Here is a 20,608-nt window from a genome sequence, read left to right on the forward strand (position 1 = left end):
ACACTTACACCAAATGACCATAAAATCATTATCCATTATAGCAGCTATTGCTGCAATCAGTGCCGGAGCCGTTTCCTGTACCAAAGATCTGAACCGCAGCCCGTATGTGCTGGAGACATCAGAAACCATTTACAAAGACCCGGTTAAAATAAAAGGCGTACTTGCTAAACTATATGGTAGCCTTGCTTTAAGCGGTCAGACTTATGAAGATGCTGCCCAGAACGATCTGGCAGGTGAAGACCCTGGTAACACGGTATTCCTCCGCACGTACTGGAGCTTACAGGAATTGCCTACAGAAGAAGCCATCATAGGCTGGAACAACGCCGATCAACAGGCGTATCATAACCTGAGCTGGACCGCTAACGGCACCTTCCTCAAGTTTATGTACGACCGTATTTATTTTGGTATTGGCATTTGTAACGAGTTCTTACGTCAAACGCCTGACGATAAAATGAGCATCTTCTCTGCCAGCGTTCAGAATGACATCAAAAACTATCGTCATGAAGCCCGCTTCCTGCGTGCGTTTTATTACTGGACAGCTATTGATATGTTTGGTAACGTACCTTTTGTTACTGAAAACGATCCTGTAGGTATTTTTCAACCACCACAAAAATCACGTGCAGAAGTATTTCAGTATATCGAAACAGAACTGAAAGAGTTAGAAAACCTGTTACCCGATGCACGTACCAATGAATACGGCCGCGTAGACAAAGGTGCCGCCTGGATGCTGCTGGCTAAACTGTATCTGAATGCACAGGTATACACCGGCACTGCTAAAAATGCAGAAACCATTACGTATGCCAATAAAGTAATTGGTGCCAACTATCAGTTAAGCAGCAATTATGCAGATGTATTTAAAGCAGATAACCATCTGAGCAGCGAAATCGTTTTCCCAATACTGGCAGATGGTACCACCTCGCAGTCTTACGGTAACACCACCTTTATTGTATTAAGTGCATTAGGTGGTTCTATGTCAGAGGCCAACTATGGCGTAAGCACCAAGTGGGCAGGCATGCGCGCTACCAAAAACCTGGTAAACCTGTTTCCGGATGCTATTGGTTCAACAGACAAACGCGCCATGTTTTATACAGCAGGGCAAACGCTGGACATTACCAATGTAGCAGAATTCACCCAGGGATATGCAGTTCCTAAATTCAGCAATATGACTTCAACCGGTGTTGCCGGCAAAAACGGTCGCTTTGTAGATACCGACTTCCCCATGTTCCGCCTGGCAGATGCGTACCTGATGTATGCAGAAGCTGTGGTAAGAAGCAGTGGCGATAAAACACAGGCAGTAAACTACATTAACCTGCTGCGCAACCGTGCTTATGGTAACGCATCCGGCAATATCAGCGCCAACGATCTTACGCTGGACTTTATGCTGGCAGAGCGCGGCAGAGAATTGTACTGGGAGGCTACCCGCCGTACCGATCTGGTGCGTTTTGGTAAGCTTACAGATGCCAGCTACCTGTGGCCTTTTAAAGGTGGCGTTGCACAAGGCAGAGGTGTTGATAGCAGGTTTAATCTGTATCCTATCCCCACCTCCGATCTTATTGCCAACCGTAATCTGAAACAAACCACCGGGTACTAATTGTATCACCCATTCAAAAAGATTGTATGAAACAAATCATATTCACATTATTTTCTCTGGCGCTGCTGGCCTCCTGTAAAAAGGATGAAACCCGTGCAGTATACCACGAGCCTTCCGAACTGCTGGAACTTACCAGCAGCGCAAACACAGTAACACTGGACAGCTCTAAAAAACAGCAAACAGCTATCAGCTTTAACTGGAACAAAGTAAGCTATGGCATTAATGCAGAAATTACCTACACCCTGCAGCTGGATGTTGCAGGTGGTGATTTTAGCAAACCACAGGAAGTAATTATTGGTAACGATACCACCAGCGCCAGCTTTACCCATGTTGCGTTTAACACCCTGGCACTGGCAGTAGGTATAAGACCTAATGCTTCCGGCGCTATGCAGGTACGGGTAAAAGCTCAGGTGCAGCAAAACGGCATTACCGGCGGCCCATCCAGCATACCTCCGGTATACGCTGATGTTAAAACCGTTAATGTTACCACCTATCCACCGCCAGATGCGCCTCTGATGTATCTGAGCGGACAGTTTAATGGATGGCCTACCGGAGGCGCTCCTATAGCAGATACAGGATTTACTGGTGCCTATGAGGGCTACATTTACGTAGGGCCAGCTATATCAGATTATCAGTTTAAAATTCTGGTAGAGAAAGATTGGGCTAAAACTTATGCGCTTGATAAAAGCGACAACACCAAAATGATAGCAACTGCTGGCGGAGCAGGCGACAACCTGTTTACCGCAGGCAAAGGTTATTATCAGATAAAAGCCAACACTCAAACCTTAAAATGGGAAGCCAACATTGCAACATGGGGCCTGGTAGGTGATGCAGTAAGTGATAACTGGACAACCAATGTTCCTATGACATATGACGCTACTACACAAGTATGGTCTGTAACCACTACCGTAAAGCAAACCGGTCAATGGAAGTTCTGGGCAAACCAGGCATGGACGCTTAACTACGGCATCAGAAATGGCGCACTGGTACTGGACGGTCCTTCTTTTGCAGCACCTGCAACAGAAGGCACTTACAAAATAACGCTGAACCTGAGCAATCCTGCTAAGTACACGTATTCCATTATCAAACAATAACCCGGTAAAAGCATAAGAATAAAATGAAAAATGTATTCCTCGCAGCCGCCGTAGCACTGATAGCAGGCACCGGTTGTAAAAAATATGATATGCCCTCCAACGTTCCCACTCCACACCCTTATGTGCAGGAGTTAACTATGGGGGCGGATGTAAGCTGGATTACCCAGATGGAAGATGCCGGCAAGAAGTTTTACGATACAACCGGTACAGAAAAAGAAGGCATTCAGCTAATGAAAGAGCTGGGTGTAAAAGCCATCCGTTTGCGCGTATGGGTAAACCCCGCTAACCGCTACAATGGCCTGGCAGATGTCCTGGCTAAAGCAGAACGCGTTAAGGCAGCCGGTATGAAACTGATGATCGATTTTCATTACAGCGACTCATGGGCCGATCCTGCGCAGCAGGTAAAGCCTGCCACCTGGGCTGCTGCTGATTTCAACGGCCTGAAAGATTCAGTGTATAACCACACACTGCATGTATTGGGTGCGTTAAAAGCCAGAAACATTGTTCCTGAATGGGTACAAGTGGGTAACGAAACCAACGATGGCATGTTATGGCCCGATGGCAAAGCGTCTATCAACATGGCCAATTTTGCGGCATTAATTAATGCAGGCTACAATGCAGTTAAAGCCAACGACACTACTTCCAAAGTAATTGTACACATGGCTAATGGTTATAACAATACCATCTTCCGCTGGTTGTACGATGGTCTTACTACCAATAATGCTAAGTACGACATCATTGGCATGTCTTTATACGTGGAAGAAACCACCTGGCCTACCCTTAACCAACAGTGTGAGGCCAACATGAAAGATGTAATTGTACGTTATAACAAAGATGTAATGCTGTGCGAAATAGGTATGCCTGCCACCAGCGGCGCTGCCTGTAAGCGTTTCATTGAAGATATTACCGAAAAAGTGTACCACCTGCCCAACCGCAGAGGCTTAGGACTGTTCTATTGGGAACCCCAGGCTTACGATAGCTGGGAAGGCTATAAACTGGGTGCTTTTACCGACCAGGGCAGACCAACTTCCGCACTGGAAGCGTTTAAATAGATCTAAACAATAAGAATATGGCTTTACACAAAACCGGCTTATTCTTTTTATTTACATTGCTGCTGCACACCTGTTTTGCACAGGGCAGCAGCAATGCTAAAAACGAAAGGCCACTGGTATATGTTGATAAGAAAGGTGTGTTACGTTATACCGCGGATAATAAGGAAGCTGCTTTCTTTGGCACTAATTACACCGTACCGTTTGCCTACGGCTACCGCTCGCACCACGTGCCGGGCGTAGATATTAAAAAAGCCATGGAGCAGGATGTGTATCATTTCGCCCGCCTGGGGCTGGATGCCTTCCGCGTACATATCTGGGATACAGAAATAGCAGATACCGCCGGCAACCTGCTGGAAAACGAGCACCTGGCTTTATTCGATTATCTGGTATACCTGCTGGAACAGCGGAATATCAAAATCGCAATCACCCCTATCGCTTTCTGGGGCAATGGTTATCCGGAAAAGGATGAACATACACCAGGCTTTGCTTACAAATACGGCAAAAAACAATCGCTGGTAAACGAAGCAGCTATACAGGCGCAGGCCAACTACCTGCAACAGTTGCTAAAGCACGTTAACCCATATACCAACCGCACCTATACCGCCGACAGAAATATTATTCTGCTGGAAATAAATAACGAGCCCTTTCACAGCGGCCCGCGCGAAAAGGTAACGGAATATGTAAACCGCATGGCAGCTGCTGTACGCAGCGCAGGCTGGAAAAAGCCGGTGTTTTACAACATCAGCGAATCGCCTGATTATGCAGGCATGGTAGCCAAAGCCAATGTAGATGGTTTCAGTTTTCAGTGGTACCCTACCGGCCTGGTAGCCAACCACACCTTACAGGGTAACTATCTGCCGAATGTAGATCAGTACCGTGTTCCCTTTGCAGATAGCCTTCCGCAACTGGCTACCAAAGCGCGTATGGTATATGAGTTTGATGCGGGCGATATGCTGCAAAGCAATATGTACCCGGCTATGGCCCGCAGCTTCCGTGCTGCCGGTTTTCAGTGGGCTACGCAGTTTGCGTACGATCCTATGACTACCGCCTATGCCAATACCGAGTATCAGACGCATTACCTCAACCTGGCTTACACGCCTGCCAAAGCCATCAGCCTGCTTATTGCCGGTAAAGCGTTCCGCAACCTGCCCCGCTTACAGCAGTACGAAGCCTATCCCAAAGATTCTTCTTTCGGCAGCTTCCGTACTTCTTACCGCAACAACATGAGTGAGATGAACACGGCAGCCGAGTTTTATTATTCCGGCAGCACACTTACCCAACCGTTAAACGCTGCTGCGCTGAAGCATATTGCAGGCGTAGGTTCCTCACCCCTGGTGCAATACAGTGGCAAGGGTGCCTATTTTATAGATCAGCTGGCTGAAGGTGTATGGCGCCTGGAGGTAATGCCCGATGCAGTAACCGTAAACGATCCGTTTGGTAAAGCCTCTTTACAAAAAGAAGTAACCCGTATTGTATGGAATACGCAGCAGATGACTATTCATTTACCAGGTACAGGCGGGGACTTCAACCTTACTCCACTCAACACCGGTAATACTTTTAAAGCCACCGCCAGCAATGGTAGCGTAGCTATACGCCCAGGCACTTACCTGCTTACCGCTGCCGGTAAAAATACCAATGCAACGGCTGCTGCGGCATTAATGGCCAATGCAGCAAGTACCAATGCCAACGTTACCTTACAGGAGTTTGTAGCCCCCGCAGGTGTAAACAACACACCACTGGTAATACATGCACCTTACAAAGAGGTAACTGCCGGCAAAGCATTTACTATTACTGCAAACGCCACCGGTGTGGAAGCAGCCGATAAGGTAACCTTATATATCAACCGTTTTTACGGGGAATACAAAACCATTTCTATGCAACGCACTTCTGCAACAGATTATAGCGCAGAAGTACCTGCGGAACTGGTAACACCCGGCTTATTAAACTATACCATTGTAGTACAAAAAGGCGATAGCAACTGGTATACCTTTCCCGGTAATATCAGCGGCTATCCGTTTGCCTGGGATAACTACAATGATGAAAAATGGAATACTTACGTAGCCACTCCCGGAAGCGAACTGGAATTATTCAATGCCACTACCGACAGGCATATCTTCCCCTATCCTTCCTGGTCTGAAGAGGGTAAAGTAACCGATTTTACTGCGGGTAATACCAGCGGTAGTCTTGCCTACAGCATCTTCAACAAAGCGTTACCGGCCAAACAACCGGTTACTGCCTGGCAGTTGTATACCGGCGATAAACTGGCACCACGCGTTTCAGAACTCAACGGTTTTCATAACATCAGCCTGCGTGCAAAGTCAGCATTTGATAAACCCATGCAGGTAAAACTGATATTGATTACCCGCGATGCAGACGCTTACGGCGCTACCGTTACCGTGAACAATAACTGGCAGGATTTTGTTATACCCGTAAGCAGTTTTAAAAAAGAAGCGATGGTATTAATGCCACGCCCCTACCCCTCCTTTCAGCATCTCTGGTTTAGCAGTAACAGCAACCAGCCATTGCAGTTAAGCGAGGTAGAAAAAGTAGAAGTCGTACTACCACAGCAGCCGGAAGGCACCGGTATTACGGTTCAATCCATTCGTTTGTTCCAATAATAACCATAACAAATGGCCCCTTTTCAGGGGCCGTTTTTATTTTGTTAGTTTCTTCTGCAGGTAGCTTATCGCCGTTTCCAGTACCTTATCTCTGTTGGCTATAAAATCAGCTACATCAGGTATTACTTCAATATCCGGCGCAACGCCATATCCCACAAACTCTCTTCCATCCGGGTAAGTATCCTTCTTGGTGCAAACACGTGCACTGGCGCCACCAGGTAGCCCGAATTCAAAAGGCTGCCCTGTGCTGCCAAAGCTCCTTGTACCCATTTTTACCATGTGCTTCTGGTTATCGGCACTGATTAAAAAGTCCTCTGCAGCCGAAGCGGTGTTATGTCCAAACAACAATACAGTAGGTACCACTATCCTTTGGGCGGTAATATTTATGGGCCTGGGCTCATATTCAAAATAATAAACACCTTTATCATGGTAATACTTCCATGCCTTCCTGTTCCAGTCGCTTTTCAGCGTATCCTTCGGCTCAACCGCCAGGCCCCACGCTTTAAATGAAGCCAGGTGCTCGCGGGTTGAATAACGGGAATGCTGCAATACGGTGTCGTTTGTAAAGTATTGCAGAATATCAGTACCTACACTGGTGCTGCCACCGCCATTATTCCGCAGATCAATAATTACTGCTTTCGCCTTATATAACTCCGGCAACTTCTGCACAAACATGGTATCAATCTTCCTGTTACCAAACCCATTCAGGGCCACATAAGCAATATCGTTGGCATACCATTTTAACTCCAGCAAATCATGTTGCGGCATAGCAGGATAAAATGCGGTATCCTTCGTACGCGCATGTGTAAGCGTAACAGGAAATATGGTTCCATCCGGGCGTTTAAACTTCACGCGGTAACTATCGCCAATAAGTCCCTTCAACAAATCGTTTACGGCAAAATCATACTTTACATATTCAGTAGAACTGGCAATGTAAGGCATCACACTGTCTTTCAGGTAGCTGTCAACCGGTATACCATTCACCTCAATAACCTCAGTGCCAATCGGCAACTCTTTCAGATTCGCCTTTAACGTACGCGTTACAATGGCTTTACCATTAATATTTTCCAGGTTCAGCCAGTAATCACCAAACATGCGGGTAAACTGCAATGCGCCAATATAATCAGGCATATACACATTGGTATGCCCATCGTTCAGCAGCGCACAAAACCGTTGCATCAGCCTGAAATAGGTATAGTCGTTTGTTGTGGCAGCCACCTGCGTAATCATGGCCTTATAGGCACTATCCCATTGTTTACGATTCACCTTGTCCAGGTAAACAAAGTTGTAATTCACCTCCTGCCAGAATTTAGACAGGCCGTAAATTTTGTCAGCTGTAGTAAGCTTATTGGGTAGCTGAGCTTTTGCCAGGCCGGCAACCATCAGCATAAGGGCAAAAAAAATCTTTCTCATACCCCCCATTCCACCCATAAACATGCCACCCCGTAATCAAATGAATTTCAATCAAGTGTATGTATGCCCCCCTCCCAAGGTGTTCAGTTTTGAACACCTGCTGTTCGCCCATGAACCACCGCCGTTATTTTCCCCAACCACATTTCCTGTGGCCACCGCAAACTGGTTGTCATTGGGCACTACCCTCAGGCTATTCAGATATAGCTGCTGGCTGACCAGTTAACGGCAGCAAGGCCACTTACGAAGAACAATACCCCCAAAAGACGATTTTTAAAGTTCCGCATTTCGATAACAGATATTACTGTTAGCGTAAGTAAACCCACGCTCTGCCACCCACCTTTGCGGCTCATTTACTCAGTCATTATGAAACAACTGCACTTACTATCACTTTTTGTGATGTTATTCTGCCGGTTATCCCTTGCCCAAACCAGTGCGCCCTCCATCCGGGGTACCGTAGTTACCAGCGACAAACAACCCGTACCAGGTATTTCTATCCGTATTGAGGGCCTTTCTGCCGGTGTTATCAGCGATGATAAAGGCGGCTTTGTATTTAAAAAATTACAACCCGGCACCTACGTATTGCAACTGTCGGCAGTAGGTATTCAACCGTTACAGCAAACAGTAACCGTTGCCGCAGGCAGCACTGCCAGCGCTGATTTTACCATTCAGGAAACCTCTGCCCAACTGGAAACCGTATTGGTAAACGCTGGCCGTAAAAACAGATACACGGCTAAGTCCAGCGATTATGCAGCCCGTATGCCGCTGAAAAACCTGGAAAACCCGCAGGTATACACCACCGTTACAGCGGAGTTTATTAAAGACCAGATAATAACCGACTACCGCGATGCGTTCCGCAACGTACCTGGTGTTAACTCACTGGAATCAGTATCTAACGGCCGTACCTCCGCATTCATCAGAGGTTTCCGTACCGGTAACTATATGCGTAATGGCCTTATTGCCTCACAGCTTACTGCCACAGAGGTAGCCAACCTGGAAAAAATAGAAGTTTTAAAAGGACCATCCGGCACCCTGTTCGGTTCCTCCTACATCTCTTACGGCGGTGTGGTAAACCGTATTACCAAAAAACCTTTTGAAACTGCTTCTGCCGAGCTTAGTTATACCGGCGGCAGCTTTGGCTTAAGCAGATTAACCGCAGATATTAACACGCCGTTGAACGAGCAAAAGACAGCGCTGTTACGCGTAAACGCTGCCAGACATGCTGCCGGCAGCTTTCAGGAAAACGGCTACCAAACCAACTATTTCTTTGCCCCCTCATTCCAGTACAAGGTAAATGAAAAGCTTACCGTGGCAGTTGATATGGAGCTGTACAGTAACCATGGCACCAACCTGGGCATCAGCTTTACACCCAACGCTGCCGCTTACCCTAACATGAAAGGCTATCAGGATCTGAATTATATCTACAAAAGAACCTTCTCTTCAGACGATATTACTTCTACCCTGAAAGGCTATACCTTCTTTGGCCGGGCAGATTATAAACTGAACGATCAATGGTCGGTAAACGCGGTATATACCTTTGCCGGTGTAAACGCGAAAGATCAGTTGCAGTTTACGCCTACCCTGCTGAGAGGCGATTCAGTAAGCCGTACCGTGCAGCGTTATGCACACAGCTACAACAACCAGAATGCACAGATGAACCTGAATGGTGATATTGTGGTGGGTGGCATCAGAAACCGCATACTGGTAGGTGCAGATGTAGTACAGTCTGTAACCAACCCCACCTATATTAAAAGATTCATTTACGACAGCATTTCTATCAACGGAATAGCCCCTTATATCAGCCGCGATAAAATAGATCAGCGTCTGGCCCAGACCAACTATACCAGCGCTTTCAAAAGCAATGCTTACAACTTTGGCATCTACGCTTCGGACGTGGTGAATATTACTGAGGAACTGATGGTAATGTTGTCTGTACGTTGGGATAAAGTAGATAACAAAGGCACTACTTCCTTCCTCAACAACCTCACTACCGGCACTTTTGCCAAATCAACCTTCTCGCCTAAAGCAGGTATAGTGTATCAGGTAATAAAAGATAAAGTATCCTTGTTTGGTAACTACCTTAACGGCTTTACCTACTCCAGTGCCACAGACAAAAGCGGCAAACTGTTTCAGCCTGAGAGAGCCAACCAGTGGGAAGGTGGTGTTAAAGCCGATCTGCTGAATGGTAAATTATCTACCACCCTTAGCTACTACAATATCAAAGTAACCGATAAGTTACGCACCAACCCGGATGATATAAACTTTCAGATACAGGATGGCACGCAGGTAAGTAAAGGTGCAGAGCTGGAAGTAAATGCCAGCCCCGTAAGCGGCCTGAACATTATTGCCGGTTATGCGCACAACACCAGCAGATTCACAAAAACCAATGCCAACATACAGGGCAAAACACCTGCCCGTGCACCGGGCGATATGGCCAACGGCTTTGTAAGCTATCAGTTACAGCATGGCGCACTGAAAGGCCTGCGTGTAAGCGCGGGTGTTAACTACCAAAGCAAAAGCTGGTGTGATGATGTGAATACATTTACCATTCCTGACTTTGTGGTATTTAACAGCGTAGTATCGTACGACTTTGGCCAGTGCCGTTTGTATTTCCGTTTAGATAACATCAGCAACGAGAAGTACTGGGGCCCCTGGGGTAATGCACAGCCGCCACGCAACCTGTCTGCCGGTATTTCTGTGAAGTTTTAATACAACCGTTCAGGTACTACATTACTGTAAAGTCTGAATAACACATATAAAAGAGGGTGTATCAAGTCCGATACACCCTCTTTTTATTCGGGTACCTGATGGAATCAGTTGCTGCTTCTCAGAACTTTCATTTTACTTCTGATACAGCCTCTTCTATTCCCCCCTTTCATTACTGTCTATCTGAAATAAATCAGTTTCTTTTTATAGTTGATGGCTATTTTATACACCTGTAAAAAAGAGGTACCCAGTATACCATCCAGGGGTGTTGCATCACCTGCGCCCGCATAAGCCAGGTTATTACCTTCAATACTGGCAGCCATATCTGTAAAATCCAGCGAGCCTATTACTGCTTTGGTCAATTTGCCATGTATACCTCTCAGCGGTACACCTTCCTGCGTTGCTACAGCTGCATCAACACCCGTTATATAAGGCAGTATGGCGTTTTTGGTGTGTGCAAAAAAGATAGTACCTGCCACACCGCAGTCTATGCCCATACGGTAAGCCCTGTCGCCAATGGTCACCAGTATTACAGGCAGCTGCCTTCTCATTTCAACCGGTGCCATAAATGTTACCTGCGCCGGGCGATATTGCTGGCTGATATAATTACCCTCCCGGTCTGTTTTCACCAGCATCATTTTACCGCCTGCTATATCCAAACGTATTTCAAAATCGCGCAGCGTACTAAAACCTATCGCTCCCAGAAAAGGCAGTCCTTCATTACCACCTGCCACCTTTTCCGTCATTACCATGGCCGGAAAATTACTCAGCTTCATACGCCCCAGGTTAAACGCGCCTACTTTGCGCACCAGCACGCCCTCGCCTCTTGTACTGCCTGCTTCTACAGTACCGGTACTTACCTGCTTTAACGAATCGCCAAAATAACTACGGTTCAGTATCATATCCGGTATACCGCTATCCAGCAGAAAAATGCCTTTTCTGCCATCCGCTTCGGCTTTTACATATAAATGCCCTTCGGCCTCCCACAACGGCACCGATAAAGTATCTGGTGCAGAAAGCACTCTGCCACCCATACGCTGCTCATTCAGCGCGGCGCTTTTTACCACATTCAGTTCTGTAATAGTACCACTACGCCCCACCAGAAAATCGGGGTAAGCCGCTTTACCCACTTCATACATCACTTCCAGCTTTACGCGGGTACCCGCAGGCTCTTTATCTATAGCCACAATTTTGTACTCCAGTACCTGCGGATATTTATCCAGCAATAGCGGAATTACCCGGTAATTAATACCACGCGGCAGGTTGCTGATAGCACAGCTATCGTGCAGCAAAGGAAGCAGGTAAGAAGGATCATGTTTGCCCAGTGCGGCATATACACTATCCGCCATATCAGAATAACTTCTGTTCTGCGCAAAAGAGGAAGAAAAAGACAATGCCGTTATGCCTACTAAAAATAGTCGCCACTTCATATACAGCAGGTTTAAGAATGAAAAACGCGGACAAAAGTACATTACCACCTGCATTAAAATTTCATATAACAAAGTATAGCCATACAACAAAACCGCCCGTTGCACAGGCAACAGGCGGCTATGTTGTGTATAGCTGATACTGAAAAGCTTTTAAGGCTGTGCAGCCGATGGCTGCTGCGGGGCGTAGGTGAGCGATTGGCGTTGAAAATACCGCACCTGCTCGTTAAACTGTATGCCCGGCACCCATTTAGGGCTGCTGCGAATTACTTCCAGCGCATGTTTATCCAGTTGGTCGTTGCCAGAAGATTTGCCAACCCGTACATCGGTAATGCTGCCATCGGCCGCTACATTAAACAGCACTTCCACTACGCCGCTTATTTTACCCGCCGCATAATCTGCCGGTTGATTCAATGTTAACCCCTGCAACAGATACGCCTTCCAGGCGGAGTCACCACCAGGAAATACAGCCGGGCGAAAAGCCACATAGCCGGGAATTTCTTTACCGGCTTCATCCCATCCCTTCTGCACATCGTAATCGCCTTTGGCCGTGGTATGGAAATAAGCCTTTTTATGGCCATTGTTGTAAAAATACCAGCCCTCGCTGCGGTGGCGGCCATCCAGGTAAATAGAATCGCGGATAACGCCCCTGCGGTCGTACCGCATAAAAAAGCCCTTAGGCACTTTGCCCGCAGAATCGGCAAAAGAAGTGGCGCGGATAATAATATTACTGTCTGCCCGGTAAACTTCTTTTTTCAGTAGCTGGTTGTACCAGAACTTCTTTTCATAAAAGGCGGCAGAATCTTTTACAGTGGGCTTCCACAACGGGTTAAAATACGTCCAGGTAGTATCTGCCTGGGCATTTACACGTAAAACACCCATACAACAGATGGTAAAAAATAACAGCAGATATCTCATGGCGACAGTTAAGGGTGAACGATACGAATATTGGTTTCTAAATTAATCATTCTGCCCTATTCCTGCTAAAATCATGCTACTATTCCATCACTGTGTTCCTTTCCTTAAATTGCATTATTAAAATCCACAACATGAAGCGTATTCTCTCTCTTATTGTTCTCTGCACAATGTTGAACGTAACGATGGCCCAGACCAAAGATGAAAAAGCGGTAGCTGCTGCTACCGAAAAATTCCGGAAAGCCCTGGTAGATGGCGATGGTGCTACCCTGAACAAACTAACAGATGATAAACTAACTTATGGCCATTCCGGCGGCGCCACCCCCGAAACAAAAAAAGAGTTTATTGAGAATATAGTAAACGGCAATTCTGATTTTGTTACCATAGAACTGACCAACCAAACCGTTGTGGTAGATGGCGCTACTGCCGTAGTACGCCACCGCCTGGTTGCCAGCACGCAGGATAAAGGCAAAGACCCCGGTTCTGTTGACCTGCTGATTCTGCTGGTATGGCACAAAAACAAAGCAGGTGAATGGAAGCTGCTGGCCCGCCAGGCAGTAAAAACCAAACACTGATAACAACGGGGGTACGGTATGACCAATATCATTGTACCCCCTTTTCCACCCCGGTAGTTTTGCAACAGAAAACGTTCTGATTATGCCAGTTCCCGTTGCACTACTTCACCAGTATAATATTCCCGTTCCCAGGTACACCAGCTACCCTACCGTTCCTATATGGGAAAACAGTATTTCTACCCAACGCTGGACAACCGTTGCCGGTGATCAACTGCAACATAACACACAGGGCATAAGCCTGTATATTCACCTTCCTTTCTGCGAGGCACTTTGCACCTACTGCGGCTGCAACAAAAAAATTACCACCAACCATAAAGTGGAGGAACCCTATATAACAGCAGTGCTGCACGAGTGGGATTTATATGTACAGGCCCAGGAAAAACTGCCTGTAATTAAAGAGCTGCATCTGGGTGGTGGCACACCTACCTTCTTTTCATCAGACAACCTGAAACGGCTGCTCAACGGTATTTTTAAAAAAGCCATCATTGCCCCCGATCCGGAATTTAGTTTTGAAGGGCACCCCAATAATACTACAGCCGCTCATTTACATGCGTTGTACCAACTGGGCTTTCGTAGGGTAAGCTTTGGTGTGCAGGATCTGGACCCCAGGGTGCAAAAAGTAATCAACCGCATACAGCCTTTTGAAAACGTAGAAGCCGTTACTAAGCTGGCGCGTGAGATAGGTTACCGCTCGGTGAATTTTGATCTGGTATATGGCCTGCCACTGCAAACCATTGATAGCATCACCAACACCATTAACCGCTCGCTGGAGCTCCATCCCGATCGTATTGCATTTTACAGCTACGCGCATGTGCCCTGGACCAGCAAAGCACAAAGACTGTTTTCAGAAGAAGATTTACCCTCCCCGGTGGTAAAGCTGTTGTTATACCAGCAGGGTAAAAGAATATTCGGAGAACATGGATATCACGATATAGGTATGGATCATTTTGCATTACCGGAAGATGATCTGTATCAGGCCCGCCTCAACGGCACCCTGCACCGTAACTTTATGGGCTATACCACCCGCCATACCGATATACTGGTAGGCCTGGGCGTATCTGCTATAAGCGATATGGGTAATGCCTATGCACAAAATGAAAAAAGTCTGCATGATTATTACCGCAGACTCGAAACAGGCGAAATACCCGTAACCAAAGGCTATTTTTTAACAAAGGAAGACCGGCAGTTTAAACAATACATACTGGATATCAGCTGCCGTGGTAAAACCACTTTCAGCAATGCTTTCCGCAGCGAACTGGAACTGCATAGTTTTCCGGAACTGGAGCAGCTGGAAGCCGATCATCTTATTTACCGCTCCGCTGGCGGTATAACGGTAACAGATACCGGTAAAAACTTTATCCGCAACATATGCCGTGCATTCGATCTGCATTTGCTGCGCAACCAGAACAGCAATAAAACCACTTTTAGCAAAGCAGTATAACTACTGCTTACGGGTGCGGATGGTCTTGTAAATTTTAATGGCGCTCATCAGCAGCACCACAAACAAAATAAGCCCCAGCACACCCCACACCAGGCTCATGCCCTGCTTAACCGTTGCCAGCATTACAATGGCTACCAGAAAAATAGTAGCCACTTCATTCCATATACGCAGCTGCATAGAGGTGTACCTAAACACACCCGCTATCTGCTGCTTAAATATGCGGTGCAGAAACAAAAAGTAAGCGTACAAACCCACCACAAACAGCAGCTTTATCAGCAGCCAGTTGCCTGCGGGTTCTGTAAGTATTTTATGCCAGCCAAAGTAGAACATTACCACCGGGCCCAATATAAGCGTAAGTATAGCAGAGGGCCAGGTAATACCAAACCACAGCCGCTTCATCATTATCCCAAACTGCTCCCGCAGCGCATCACGGGCAGCCGGTTCTTTATCAGCCGCCTCCGTGTTGTATATAAACAGGCGCGGCATATAAAAAATACCGGCAAACCAGGTAACCACAAAAATGATGTGCAGGGCCTTCAGGTAAAAATAAGTCATGCTGCTTATGCTTTAACGCCTTCTTTAACAGGAGCGCCGGACAGTTTTACCAGCGTATCTACCCATTTGGGTTGCACATTTAAACAAGGTATGGCCGTATACGCCTCACCACCCGCATGTTCAAAAATTTCCTTCCCACCAATAGCTATTTCTTCCAGCGTTTCCAGGCAGTCGCTGATAAAGGCCGGGCATACAATCAGCATTTTTTTCACGCCCTCGCCAGGTAATTCCTGTAAACGAACGGCGGTATAAGGCAGCAGCCACTGATCGCGGCCCAGGCGGGATTGAAACGTATGCTCCACTTTGTGCTCAGGCAGGTTCAGTGCCTGAGTAAGCAGGCGGGTAGTTTCTTTGGTCTGGTGGCGGTAGCACTGTGCATGCGCCGGTGAAGGCGTAGTACAGCAGTTTTCTGTTTTCAAACAATGGCAACCGGTAACATCACCCAGCTTAATATGCCTTTCGGGTATACCGTGGTAGCTGAACAATATTTTATCAAACTCCTGATTCAGATACGGGCGAATACTTTCTGCCATCGCATCAATGTAATCAGCATCGTTATAGTAAGGGGGTATCACCTTCAGCTCAAAGGGATATTTGTATTTCGCTTTTTCGGTTTTCATGTATTCCACCGCCGTTTCAAAACTGCTCATGGCATAGTGTGGGTACAGCGGAAATAAAATTACTTCCTCCAGGCCGGGAACCTGCTGCATCAAACTATCGTACGCTTGTTTAGGGCTGGGGCTGCCATAACGCATGGCAACTTCCACCGGCACATCCAGTTTTTGCTGCACCTGTTGCTGTAACTGCTTTGTAAGCACAATCAGCGGAGAGCCTTCTTTCCACCAGATGGTACGGTAGGCTTCGGCCGATTTGGGGGCGCGGAAAGGCACAATAATACCCTTTACCAGCAACGCCCTGAAAAACCAGGGAGCGTGAATTACGCGCTTATCCATCAGAAACTCATCCAGATACTTCCTTACATCTTTCACCTCTGTGGAATCAGGCGATCCCAGGTTCATCAAAATAACAGCCCTCTTCTTATGTGCTTGCATATGCGGAAAAATAAACGCAAAGGTAAGCAAGCAGAATCGGCTTTTCGGCTAAAAGGCAGATTTATCCTGTATTTTCATCTGTGACACAGAAATGACAATGGAATGACGAAAATCATACACTAAACCGTGCCGCTGCAAGTACCTTTGCCTTGCTGTTAAAGAAAGGTTTTGGATCAGCAGGAAAGCAATATGAATCTGAACGAATTTTACATCGCAGGAATTAACTACAAGAAAACTGACGCTGCTATCAGAGGGCAATTTGCCGTTAACAATGAGCAGTACGCAGCTATTCTTGAAGAAGCAGGGCAGAACGGAGTGAAAGAGATGTTTGTGTTAAGCACCTGTAACCGTACAGAAATATTTGGTCTGGCTTCCCATTCCGACGTACTGATAAATCTTCTCTGCCGCCAAACCACCGGCACTACAGATTCCTTTAAAGAACTGGCGTATATTAAACAAGGCATGGCCGCCATTGAACACCTGTTCAGCGTAGGCGCCGGCCTGGATTCACAAATTCTTGGCGACTACGAAATTGTGGGGCAGATTAAACAGGCCATTAAGTTTGCCCGCGATAATGAGTACGTAGGCACTTTTATAGAGCGTTTGTACAACACCGTACTGCAATCATCCAAAGCCATTAAAGCACATACAGAACTCAGCTCCGGCACCGTATCTGTATCTTTTGCCGCTATACAGTTTTTAAAACAGCACCTTACCGATGCTGCCCACAAGAAAATAGTACTGCTGGGTACCGGTAAAATAGGCCGTAACACCTGTAAAAATCTGGTAGATTACTGCGGTGCCAACCACAGCAACATTACCGTTATTAACCGCACCCTCAGCAAAGCACAGGAGCTGGCGGCAGAATTACAGGTAAACGTAGCCCCTTACAGCGAAATGCTGGCACAGGTACAACAGGCCGATGTGGTTATAGTAGCTACCAATGCCGAAGAACCTGTTATCTGCAAAAAACACCTGGAAGGTTTTGGCTCAAAAATTCTCATAGATCTTTCTATTCCCAACAATATAGAACCGGCAGCCGGCGAATTACCCGGTGTAGCCCTGGTAAACGTTGATGGATTGTCTAAAATAAATGACGAAACCCTGCAAAACCGCATGGCAGAAGTGCCTAAAGCCAACGATATTATTGTGGCGCACATGCAGGAGTTTGTGGAATGGTACGGTATGCGCAAGCATGTACCTGCCCTTAAAGCCGCCAAAGAAAAGCTGCACGAATTGCATAGCTGCGGTTTTTTTGCAGCCGAAAACATTTCCACCACCGGTTGCCCTATGGAAGCCGGCAAACAGTCAGAAGAAACCATTCAGAAAGTCATCAACAACATGGCGCTCAAAATGCGCCGCCAGCAGCTTCCTGGCTGTTCTTACATAGAAGCCATTAATGATTTTATTTCCGCGGGAAATATGAACTAGTTTCGCCGCCCGGAGTATTTAAAACATGAACAGGATATTAAAAATAGGCACCAGAGACAGCGAACTGGCTGTATGGCAGGCAACCCTGGTACAAAACCAGTTAGCCGCCCACAACATTCAAAGTGAACTGGTGTATATTAAAAGTGACGGCGATATCGATCTCGTTACTCCCCTTTATGAAATTGGCGTGCAGGGTGTTTTTACCAAAACCCTGGATGCGGCACTGCTCAGCGGCCGTATAGATTTAGCAGTACACAGCATGAAGGATGTGCCTACCGGCCTTGCCAAAGGCATTGTACAGGCAGCCGTTTTACAAAGAGCTTCTTACATAGATATACTGGTACATAAAGGAGAATGGCACAAGCAAAATGGCGAATGGACTATTAACAACCCCACTGCCGTTATTGCCACCAGCAGCATACGCCGCAAAGCGCAATGGCTGAACCGTTTTCCGGAACACCGCATAGAAAACCTGCGCGGTAACGTAAATACCCGCTTACAAAAGGTGGCAGACAGCAACTGGAGCGGAGCCATTTTTGCCGCTGCCGGCCTGGAGCGTATTGAAAAGCGCCCCGCCAACTCATTTGAACTTAACTGGATGTTACCCGCCGCCGCACAGGGCGCTATTATGATAGTATGCCGGGAAGAAGCCGCAGATACCAAAGAGGCCTGCGCGCTGCTGAACCATGCCGATACCGCCTTATGCACCCGACTGGAGCGCGATTTTCTACGCACCTTAATGGGTGGCTGCTCTACTCCTATCAGCGCACTTGCCCAGATCCAAAACAACACACTGCTTTTCAGAGGAAACATTTTTTCGCTCGACGGAAAACAGATGCTGGAAACCCAGGTAGAACTGCCTGCCGATACTGCGCCGGATATACTGGCCAATACCGGTAACAAAGCCGCCCTGGAATTATTAGGAAAAGGTGCTGATAAAATAGTGGAAGCCATACGCCATGCAGGTTACTAACACACATATCCTTTGCACACGCTCGCTGGAACCGGCACATGTGCAAAAAGCAGTGGAACATGGTCTGCATATAGATACGGTACCCTTTATACATACCGAAGCCCTTACAACCCCCGCTTTTGCCCAACAGGTACAACAGGCTGCTGCACAGCCCGCAACAGTAGTGTTTACCAGCATTAAAGCAGTAGAGGCCGTAATGGCACAACTGAACGGGTTGCCGCAGTGGACTATTTACTGCCTGGGTGGTGTTACCAAAGAATTACTGAAAACGCATTTTGGAGAAGCCGCTATTGCAGGCGCCTCTAAAAATGCCACCTCACTGGCAGAGAAGATTATTGCAGCCCCTAACCGCCCCGAAGAAGTATTCTTTTTCTGTGGCGATCAGCGGCTGGATGAATTGCCGCAACTGCTGAAACAGCAAAACATAGGTGTACAGGAAATTATCGCTTACTCTACAAAGCAAACGCCGCATACCATTGAAAAAAGTTATGCAGCCATACTGTTCTTCAGCCCCAGCGCTGTACACAGTTTTTTTTCCGAAAACACCATTCATACCAATGTAGTGTTGTTTGCCATTGGTAAAACCACGGCTGCAACCATTCAATCATACGTGTGCAATACCATTGTTACCAGCGAATGGCCGGGGCAGGAGCACATGATAGACCTGGTGATAGATTATTTTAAATAGAGATTATGCTACAAAACGATTTGTTATTACGTACCCTGAGAGGGGAATCTGTGGAAAGAACCCCGGTGTGGATGATGCGCCAGGCAGGCCGTTATTTGCCCGACTACAGAGTACTGCGTGATAAATATTCTTTTTTTGAACGCTGCCAGAAGCCGGAGCTGGCTACAGAAATAACCTTGCAGCCGATTGACCAGGTAGGTGTAGATGCCGCTATTATATTTTCCGATATACTGGTAATACCACAGGCGATGGGCCTGGAGGTACAGCTGGTAGAAAACAAAGGCCCGCTGTTACCCGATCCTATTAAAACAGTGGCCGATATGAAACGTGTACGCATTCCTGATGTACACGAAACGCTGGGTTATGTATTTGATGCCCTGCGCATGACAAAGCAGGCGCTGAATGGCCGTGTGCCCCTGATAGGCTTTGCCGGTGCACCCTGGACTATTCTGTGTTATATGGTACAGGGTAAAGGCTCTAAAACCTTTGATGAGGCTAAGGCTTTCTGTTACACACAGCCCGAAGTAGCACACCAACTGCTGCAAATGATTACCGACACAACCATTGTGTACCTGAAAGAGCAGGTAAAGGCAGGTGCAGATGTAATACAGCTGTTCGATAGCTGGGGCGGTTTATTAAGTCCCGAAGATTTTGAAGTACTGTCGCTGCAATACATGCGTCAGATTATTGCCGCATTAAAAGACGAAGTGCTTACCATTTTATTTGCCAAAGGTGCATGGCACTCGCTGGAATCTATGGCAGCCACCGGCGCAGCAGGCCTGGGTATAGACTGGTGTATACAACCAGAAATGGCCCGTAAGCTGGCTGGCAACGCTGTAACCCTGCAGGGTAATTTTGACCCGGCTAAACTACTGTCGCCTATTCCTGTTATTGAAAAAGAAGTAAAAGCCATGCTACAGAAGTTTGGACCCGGCAGGCATATTGCCAATCTGGGCCATGGCATACTACCCAATGTTCCGGTAGACCATGCACGTGCTTTTGTAGATACGGTAAAACAATACCAGCACAAATAACCGGCAACGGGCCCTTACGGGCCCGTTTTACCTTCTAATTCTCTAT

At 47.0% G+C, this 20,608-nt stretch carries 16 protein-coding genes; 11 read left to right on the top strand and 5 right to left on the bottom strand.

From position 1 onward, the window contains the following. Nucleotides 1-13: 13 nt before the first annotated feature. From IEY13_RS21175 to IEY13_RS21190, 4 genes are read left to right on the top strand one after another with little or no spacing between them, the layout of a single operon-like run. Nucleotides 14-1,591, top strand: a complete 1,578-nt coding sequence (locus IEY13_RS21175; protein ID WP_188955970.1) for a RagB/SusD family nutrient uptake outer membrane protein — start codon at nucleotides 14-16, stop codon at nucleotides 1,589-1,591. A gap of 26 nt (nucleotides 1,592-1,617) precedes the next feature. Beyond that, a complete protein-coding gene (locus tag IEY13_RS21180; RefSeq protein WP_188955972.1) occupies nucleotides 1,618-2,685 on the top strand; it encodes a SusE domain-containing protein in 1,068 nt (355 codons plus the stop codon). A gap of 23 nt (nucleotides 2,686-2,708) precedes the next feature. Beyond that, nucleotides 2,709-3,737 carry a glycoside hydrolase family 53 protein gene (locus tag IEY13_RS21185; RefSeq protein WP_188955974.1) on the top strand — a complete coding sequence of 343 codons (1,029 nt, stop codon included), beginning with the start codon at nucleotides 2,709-2,711 and terminating at the stop codon, nucleotides 3,735-3,737. Between the two features lie 17 nt (nucleotides 3,738-3,754). After that, nucleotides 3,755-6,355, top strand: coding sequence for a membrane or secreted protein (locus IEY13_RS21190; RefSeq protein ID WP_188955976.1), 2,601 nt, complete (start codon nucleotides 3,755-3,757; stop codon nucleotides 6,353-6,355). A gap of 36 nt (nucleotides 6,356-6,391) precedes the next feature. Here the strand turns inward: IEY13_RS21190 and IEY13_RS21195 are convergent, their stop codons facing one another. Continuing rightward, nucleotides 6,392-7,768 carry a S41 family peptidase gene (locus IEY13_RS21195; RefSeq protein ID WP_188955978.1) on the bottom strand — a complete coding sequence of 459 codons (1,377 nt, stop codon included), beginning with the start codon at nucleotides 7,766-7,768 and terminating at the stop codon, nucleotides 6,392-6,394. A gap of 363 nt (nucleotides 7,769-8,131) precedes the next feature. Here IEY13_RS21195 and IEY13_RS21200 point away from each other — a divergent pair, with 363 nt between their 5' ends. Next, nucleotides 8,132-10,474, top strand: coding sequence for a TonB-dependent receptor (locus tag IEY13_RS21200; protein ID WP_188955980.1), 2,343 nt, complete (start codon nucleotides 8,132-8,134; stop codon nucleotides 10,472-10,474). Between the two features lie 176 nt (nucleotides 10,475-10,650). Here IEY13_RS21200 and IEY13_RS21205 read toward each other — a convergent pair whose 3' ends face one another. Together IEY13_RS21205 and IEY13_RS21210 are read right to left on the bottom strand one after the other, a co-directional pair. Then, nucleotides 10,651-11,901 (bottom strand): pepsin/retropepsin-like aspartic protease family protein, encoded by a 1,251-nt coding sequence (locus tag IEY13_RS21205; protein WP_188955982.1) that lies wholly within the window; start codon nucleotides 11,899-11,901, stop codon nucleotides 10,651-10,653. Between the two features lie 150 nt (nucleotides 11,902-12,051). Beyond that, entirely contained in the window at nucleotides 12,052-12,816 is a 765-nt protein-coding gene (locus IEY13_RS21210) for an energy transducer TonB (protein WP_188955984.1), read from the bottom strand. Nucleotides 12,817-12,947: 131 nt separating this feature from the next. Here IEY13_RS21210 and IEY13_RS21215 point away from each other — a divergent pair, with 131 nt between their 5' ends. After that, entirely contained in the window at nucleotides 12,948-13,388 is a 441-nt protein-coding gene (locus tag IEY13_RS21215; protein WP_188955986.1) for a nuclear transport factor 2 family protein, read from the top strand. 82 nt (nucleotides 13,389-13,470) lie between these two features. Then, nucleotides 13,471-14,829 carry an oxygen-independent coproporphyrinogen III oxidase gene (gene hemN / locus IEY13_RS21220; protein WP_188955988.1) on the top strand — a complete coding sequence of 453 codons (1,359 nt, stop codon included), beginning with the start codon at nucleotides 13,471-13,473 and terminating at the stop codon, nucleotides 14,827-14,829. Here hemN and IEY13_RS21225 read toward each other — a convergent pair whose 3' ends face one another. Together IEY13_RS21225 and hemH are read right to left on the bottom strand one after the other, a co-directional pair. After that, nucleotides 14,830-15,384: a CopD family protein gene (locus IEY13_RS21225; protein ID WP_188955990.1), complete on the bottom strand. Its 555-nt coding sequence runs from the start codon at nucleotides 15,382-15,384 to the stop codon at nucleotides 14,830-14,832. A 5-nt stretch (nucleotides 15,385-15,389) separates the two neighbouring features. After that, on the bottom strand, nucleotides 15,390-16,436 hold the full coding sequence (gene hemH / locus IEY13_RS21230) for a ferrochelatase (RefSeq protein WP_188955992.1): 1,047 nt from the start codon (nucleotides 16,434-16,436) through the stop codon (nucleotides 15,390-15,392). A 168-nt stretch (nucleotides 16,437-16,604) separates the two neighbouring features. Here hemH and hemA point away from each other — a divergent pair, with 168 nt between their 5' ends. From hemA to hemE, 4 genes are read left to right on the top strand one after another with little or no spacing between them, the layout of a single operon-like run. Then, nucleotides 16,605-17,867 carry a glutamyl-tRNA reductase gene (gene hemA / locus IEY13_RS21235; protein ID WP_229687946.1) on the top strand — a complete coding sequence of 421 codons (1,263 nt, stop codon included), beginning with the start codon at nucleotides 16,605-16,607 and terminating at the stop codon, nucleotides 17,865-17,867. Between the two features lie 25 nt (nucleotides 17,868-17,892). Continuing rightward, a complete protein-coding gene (gene hemC / locus IEY13_RS21240; protein ID WP_188955994.1) occupies nucleotides 17,893-18,840 on the top strand; it encodes a hydroxymethylbilane synthase in 948 nt (315 codons plus the stop codon). Further along, nucleotides 18,827-19,528, top strand: a complete 702-nt coding sequence (locus tag IEY13_RS21245; protein ID WP_188955996.1) for a uroporphyrinogen-III synthase — start codon at nucleotides 18,827-18,829, stop codon at nucleotides 19,526-19,528. Before hemC ends, IEY13_RS21245 begins: the two co-directional genes overlap by 14 nt. Nucleotides 19,529-19,533: 5 nt before the next feature. Continuing rightward, nucleotides 19,534-20,562 (top strand): uroporphyrinogen decarboxylase, encoded by a 1,029-nt coding sequence (hemE, locus tag IEY13_RS21250; protein ID WP_188955998.1) that lies wholly within the window; start codon nucleotides 19,534-19,536, stop codon nucleotides 20,560-20,562. Nucleotides 20,563-20,608 lie beyond the last annotated feature (46 nt).

It is taken from the genome of Filimonas zeae (assembly GCF_014641615.1).
Lineage (GTDB): Bacteria > Bacteroidota > Bacteroidia > Chitinophagales > Chitinophagaceae > Filimonas > Filimonas zeae.